The 3,887-nt window shown below is 34.2% G+C and carries 4 protein-coding genes and 1 pseudogene; 1 reads left to right on the forward strand and 4 read right to left on the reverse strand.

Translation table 11 applies throughout. The annotated features are described in order from the left end of the window. On the reverse strand, nucleotides 1–936 hold a 936-nt coding region (locus tag ABX784_RS15975), incomplete at its 3' end, for a hypothetical protein (RefSeq protein WP_372656064.1). Between the two features lie 275 nt (nucleotides 937–1,211). Here ABX784_RS15975 and ABX784_RS15980 point away from each other — a divergent pair. Next, on the forward strand, nucleotides 1,212–2,333 hold the full coding sequence (locus ABX784_RS15980; RefSeq protein WP_372656065.1) for a hypothetical protein: 1,122 nt from the start codon (nucleotides 1,212–1,214) through the stop codon (nucleotides 2,331–2,333). 44 nt (nucleotides 2,334–2,377) lie between these two features. Here the strand turns inward: ABX784_RS15980 and ABX784_RS15985 are convergent, their stop codons facing one another. The 3 genes and pseudogenes from ABX784_RS15985 to ABX784_RS15995 all read right to left on the reverse strand — a co-directional run. Then, a complete protein-coding gene (locus ABX784_RS15985; protein WP_372656066.1) occupies nucleotides 2,378–2,812 on the reverse strand; it encodes a hypothetical protein in 435 nt (144 codons plus the stop codon). A 131-nt stretch (nucleotides 2,813–2,943) separates the two neighbouring features. Beyond that, on the reverse strand, nucleotides 2,944–3,735 hold the full coding sequence (locus ABX784_RS15990; protein WP_372656067.1) for an SDR family NAD(P)-dependent oxidoreductase: 792 nt from the start codon (nucleotides 3,733–3,735) through the stop codon (nucleotides 2,944–2,946). Nucleotides 3,736–3,737: 2 nt separating this feature from the next. Beyond that, nucleotides 3,738–3,887, reverse strand: a pseudogene (locus ABX784_RS15995) (NAD(P)H nitroreductase); the annotation flags it as partial.

A 3,887-nucleotide genomic window follows, 5' to 3' on the forward strand; every position in this document is an offset into this window, starting at 1 on the left:
ACTACTTGCACAACTCTTAGTAATTTTTATTCTTGCAGCAAATGAATCATCATTAAAACTCACTTTTGTTTTTAGGAAAAAGAAATCATCATCACTTGTAGATAAGGTCTCAATTACCTCATCCTCTTCATAGTCATCTTGACTATACATATACTCAAGTCCCCAAAATTCAGGGTCTTTAATATCATTATACATACTTCGTAAAGTCTCCCCTCCACAATAAACACCATCTAGTGAGACATACTTTGAAATACTATTAAAATAATTATCCGTTTCTTCATTCACTTCGGCCATCAAGCTATCATATCCTTCATCATGATAGTCATCTGATAGGTATTCAACCCTCGACTGTATCGTCTCCTCCACAGCAAGACATAGATTCTCTATCCCCGTAGGAGTATTTAGAAAACTTGCCCCATACCCTAAGAGCTTGTCTTGAAACTCTATTGGTTTATCAAGACTAAGAGCGAGTAAGTGAGAGAGAATATAGTGCTTATTTTCAAAGTTTGGATGATTACTTACCTTTTTAGCAATCTCTACAAGATCACTTTCTGAGAAGTCATAATACAGATGATCAAATACATCAGGGGCGTACTCTACAATATTTTCTATATCTGAAAGATTATATTGGAGATCATATGAATTCTCATGTGCACTATAAACTTCAAATGTCTTATAATCACTTTGACTAAAACTGCTTGAAATAAAGTCTTTAAGAGCTGTTAGCTTTTGATCACTATTCACTCTCCTACCAGATCTAAGAAGATCATACTTAAAACCTTCCTTCTGAGAAGATGGGCAGTTATTGTAAAGCTTTTCCAGTGATGACACACTTAACACTTCATTATTTCGCGTTAACTTGTAGAAGTCTTGCATACAAGTTTGTGATGCTGCAATTGAAGAGCTAAATAGTCCAAGAATGATAATTTTTTTCATGGACTCATCTTAGTTTATTTCTTTTCATGAGTTAGAAAAATTGAAAGATCTACAAAGCTGTCAAATTTCTTAACAGGTATAAAAATACCTATAATTAGACACTTATATTTATTAACTGCAAAATCAGAAGCTTGGATAAGTATGAAAATTCGTCCAACAAATGGACACTACTAGTAAAGAGTTCAAGACACCTACTAGAGAGTCAAATAATCACATAAAATCTCCTTATATATAATGAACAATACGACATTAACTCGTCAGAGATAGGAAACCCAATGTATCTAAAGAAATCTATTCTTAAAAAAATTGTAATACCTACTTTAGTAGTACTCACAGCAGTATCTACCCAAGCAACAGAGGTGTATCTCCATACAGATAGAATGGATGCATTTGCTAAAACAATAGCAAACTCTATTAGAGAGGCCTACCCAGATAAGACTCGAAGAGATTTTAAGAAAGAAATAATGAATATCTTGAGAAAGGATATTAATCCTTGGGTTGATGCTTATCCAATTCCTGCAGGAATCTCTCTACCTAGATACCTAGAGAGAATTACAGGTATGCCTGGCTTTCCAATGGATAGATCAGAGTACTACCTACAAAATGCTTTTATCCTCTATGGCAATCCTAAGCTAGAATTAAAAGAACATTCAGAGAATTACTTCGCCTCATATATCCACTTGGCCAGAAAACGCCATGTAGACTATTTAAACGGTGAGACTCCTAAGTTCCAACTAAGAAATGAAGTAGATCTACGTCAACAGATAGAAGAAAATCTCCCGACAGTAGCAAATTTCACATTCCCATTTCTCGATGAAGAACAAAATCCTATTGTTCAAAAAGGGGAAAATATAAAAGAAGAGAATAGGTACAAACTAGCAATTGGAGATCCTAATCACAAAATGTTTAATAGATTCACATATGAATCACAGAGATATAATCACTTCTCATCCCCACTATTTATGTGGCTACTTGAACAGGAGAACTTCTCAGTATCTCCTGAAAGACTTTTTGAAAAATCATTAGAGATCTATGGTGATCCAATCGTTGCACTAGGAGTTATTCCATGGATCATGAGTGGAGACGCCCTAACAGTTAATCGAGGAAACTCATCAGTTGTATCTTATAAAGTTGAAAGACTTGTTGAAGGCAATGACGTCCCAGGGCTTCAGTACCACTTTTGGGGGTACTTAACTCAAGGAATAATTGGAAATAGAATAAGAGTTCAAACTCTAGCTTTTCTCTATGAGAAGCTTTATCAAAAAGATATACCAGACTGGAAAGTTGATCTCCTTTCATTGAACCTTGGAAAGAGTGTTCGAAAATACTTAAAACAAACTGAGAAGCGTGACATGAAATTAGAAGTATTTAGAGAAAGACTTAGAAGTAGTTTATAGAAAAATATATAGGGACCTACAATAGGTCCCTTTAATATATCTTATTAGTTTTTAGTGAACTTAAACTTAAATGGAATATTATCAAAAAGTGAACTCTTAACTGGAGCTACAAATGAGCTATTTGCTTGAGCTGCAGTTACATTTTCTAAGTTAATATTTTGAGTAAAGTCTGGCTTAACATCGTTCATTAACTTCTCGTAGGCCTGTGCAAAAGTTATATCACCACAATACATACTTAAATCAACCTGATTACCATAAGAAACTGAATAAACACCCTTACAGCTAAAGTCAGTTTCACCCTCTTCTACAAACTCAACAACAGGAAGTCCCATCATTTTAGAAAGAGTCACTGTTGCACTATATGGTACATCAACACCAGAAACTGAGTATGAACCAACTAAGTCATCTACTTTGAAGCTATTCTTAGCTAGAGTTGAAATTGATGTAAGTAATGCTAAAGATAATAATAATGATTTCATTTTTCCCCCATTTGTAATTTAAATGAGGTTATAGAGGATAAAAAGGAAGATAGGATATAAATCATTCTAACTATATACTATTTACATAAAAATTGTGGAACTACCTAAAAAGGGCTGCTCCACCAAAAACTCTAATTAAGCTCTTTTTTAATAATAGATTCAATAGTTTGAACGACTTTAGAGATATTCTCATCTGATACCCCGTCAGGATGTGGACTAGTAAATTTTCCACTATCATTATCAAAGTACTTTCCAGAATCACTCTTATACTTTTGATCTAGAGATAGAGCTAAAAGAATTCTCACTCCAATACCTATATCTTTTCCATCTGTATCAAACCCTTCCTTAACCATCTTAGTGCCTAAGAGAGAAGCGGGATTGACGGCGATAATAGTTAAATCCTTATGCTTATATGCCATATCAAATGACCACATAGCTATTGCCAACTTACTTTGAGCGTAGGCATCGAAGTCTGATAATTTAATATTTCCAAGAAGTGCCTCTACTTCAACTGTATCTTGAGCGGCCGAAGAGAGGTTAATAACTCTACTTCCCTTCTTTAGACTTGGAAGTAGCTTCTTCGTTATAAGGTATGGAGCAACTGTATTTACTGTAAAGCGGATATCATACCCTTTAACAATAGGACTACCAGTTTTATAAACTCCAGCATTATTGATTAAAACATCAATGCTCTTGTATTTTTCAAGTATAGAATCTGACATTTTATTAACAGCGTTTAAGTCGGATAAATCTGCTATAAAGCTATCAACACTTCCAAGTTTAGATAGCTCTTCTTCTACCTTTAAAAGCTTGTTCTTACTTCTTCCATGAAGAATTACGTGATGGCCCTTAGAAACAAAGTCTTTTGCTGTCTCTAGTCCTATACCATCAGTTGAACCTGTAATAAAAATTGTCTTAGACATGCTTATACCCTAGTTAAAATCTCAGAAAGTTCCAGTCTTGATTTAGGTAGTTTAGCATTAAAATCATCATCTGACTTATATCCAAATGCTACGGCAACAACAGCAGTTAACCCCTTTTCTGTAAGTCCAAACTCTTCATTTAAGGCCTCAAT

The organism is Halobacteriovorax sp., assembly GCF_041587335.1.
In the GTDB taxonomy this organism is placed as follows: Bacteria; Bdellovibrionota; Bacteriovoracia; order Bacteriovoracales; family Bacteriovoracaceae; genus Halobacteriovorax.

Coding starts and splice junctions, on each gene's coding strand:
- ABX784_RS15990 (WP_372656067.1), bottom strand. CDS start 3,735: ATGTCTAAGACAATTTTTATTACAGGTTCAACTGATGGTATAGGACTA.
- ABX784_RS15985 (WP_372656066.1), bottom strand. CDS start 2,812: ATGAAATCATTATTATTATCTTTAGCATTACTTACATCAATTTCAACT.
- ABX784_RS15980 (WP_372656065.1), top strand. CDS start 1,212: ATGTATCTAAAGAAATCTATTCTTAAAAAAATTGTAATACCTACTTTA.